General features: G+C 49.2%; 2 protein-coding genes and 1 pseudogene. 1 reads left to right on the forward strand and 2 read right to left on the reverse strand.

The annotated features are described in order from the left end of the window. Nucleotides 1–142: 142 nt before the first annotated feature. Together corA and ysgD are read right to left on the reverse strand one after the other, a co-directional pair. Entirely contained in the window at nucleotides 143–1,093 is a 951-nt protein-coding gene (corA, locus tag AACU19_RS18885; RefSeq protein ID WP_000947148.1) for a magnesium/cobalt transporter CorA, read from the reverse strand. Nucleotides 1,094–1,244: 151 nt separating this feature from the next. Continuing rightward, the gene (gene ysgD, locus AACU19_RS18890; RefSeq protein WP_211180520.1) at nucleotides 1,245–1,301 is read right to left on the reverse strand and encodes a protein YsgD; all 57 of its coding nucleotides are present in this window, start codon (nucleotides 1,299–1,301) and stop codon (nucleotides 1,245–1,247) included. A gap of 161 nt (nucleotides 1,302–1,462) precedes the next feature. Between ysgD and AACU19_RS18895 the strand changes: the two are divergent. Further along, nucleotides 1,463–1,759: pseudogene (locus tag AACU19_RS18895) on the forward strand (hypothetical protein); the annotation flags it as partial. Nucleotides 1,760–1,794: the final 35 nt, after the last annotated feature.

Genomic DNA, 1,794 nt, shown 5'->3' on the forward strand with positions numbered 1-1,794 from the left:
AAAAACACCATCATACACTAAATCAGTAAGTTGGCAGCATCACCGAAAATAAAATAGAGAGAGTTTTCAATCCGCATGACTTTAAAAAAGACAATTTTTAGAAATAAGCCGGATAAAAAAATAGCTTTATCCGGCACTCATATTACAACCAGTTCTTCCGCTTAAAGTACAGATACGGTGCCAGGCCCGCGAGGATCATAAAGATAATCGCGGCAGGGTAGCCGAAGCTCCACTTCAGTTCTGGCATAAACTCAAAGTTCATGCCATAGCTGGAAGCAACGAGCGTCGGCGGCAGGAATACCACGGATACCACCGAGAAGATTTTGATGATGCGGTTCTGCTCGATGTTGATAAAACCCATTGCCGCCTGCATCAGGAAGTTCACCTTCTGGAACAGGGATTCGTTATGCGGCAGCAGGGATTCGATATCTCGCAGGATTTCACGCGCCTGCTCCAGTTGCCCACCCGGTAAACGCGCTTTACGCACCAGGAAGTTGAGCGCGCGCTGGGTATCCATCAGACACAGGCGAACTTTCCAGCCGATATCTTCCAGTTCCGCCAGAGTGGAGAGCGCCTCGTCGTACTCATCGCCCTGATGCCCTTCCATAATCACCCGGCTCAACTGCTCCAGGTCGCTATAGATATTTTCAATTTCATCTGCCAACTGTTCGATTTTGGTTTCGAACAGATCCAGCAGCAACTCGTAGGCGTTACCGTCTACCATCGACTGGCTACGGGCACGCATACGATACAGACGAAAAGCGGGCAGTTCACGCTCACGCAGAGTAAACAGACGACCATCACGGATGGTAAATGCCACAGTGGAGTTACCGGCGTGATCTTCCGCATCTTCAAAGAAGAAGAAGGAGTGAATATGCAGGCCGTCGTCGTCTTCAAAGAAACGTGCCGATGCTTCGATGTCTTCCAGTTCCGGGCGGGTTGCCAGGCTCTGGCCAAGTTCAGATTGTAAGCGCAGTCGCTCGTCGTCGTCCGGTTCGACAAGATCAATCCATACTGCATTTACAAGGGGTTGTGACTCTTCGACTTCCAGCCGGGTCAGTCGGTTATTTTCCAGTTGAAATGCGCTCAGCATGACCGGGACTCCCAATGCTTAAAATATCGGACAGTTCGGTGGGCACACAGAAACAAATTGGGTTTCAGACCATTAAACAGCCTGACTCAGCGCGACGGGAAAAATTGAGGTCGCTGACAACCGCTAAGGCTATCAGCAAAAAGGGATAGCCTTAGGAGTTGATCCTGGATGACAGGATAGTGAGCCAGTATCTACTGGGTGTGTCCAAGGCGAATGTCCTCTTAGAGTGATCGTGCGCGCATGTTACGCCAGCAAAATTTTGCCGTCAACACGCAACAGAACACCACAGAACAATAGTTGAACTTCGCGCTTTTTGGTACTCGTCAAGGTCGCTAACAGGATAAAAAAATCCCACATCCAGGACCTATAATGGCGCATCAGCTACTCATTGGTAAAGGAATGATCACCTTGAATCTCAAACGGATTTTTCTCGCCCTCACCTTACTTCCCTTGTTTGCTGTTGCCGCTGATGATTGCGCACTCTCAGATCCGACGCTGACCGTACAGGCGTATACCGTTAATCCTCAAACAGAGCGGGTGAAAATGTACTGGCAAAAAGCCAATGGCGAAGCGTGGGGAACGTTACATGCTCTGCTGGCGGATATTAATAGTCAGGGTCAGGTGCAGATGGCGATGAACGGCGGCATCTATGATGAAGGTGATGCTGCCAACTTACTGATTTAGTGTATGATGGTGTTTTT

Origin of the sequence: Escherichia sp. MOD1-EC4550, assembly GCF_963876935.1 — a bacterium.
GTDB classification, from domain to species: Bacteria; Pseudomonadota; Gammaproteobacteria; order Enterobacterales; family Enterobacteriaceae; genus Escherichia; species Escherichia coli_F.

Coding starts and splice junctions, on each gene's coding strand:
- corA (WP_000947148.1), bottom strand. CDS start 1,093: ATGCTGAGCGCATTTCAACTGGAAAATAACCGACTGACCCGGCTGGAA.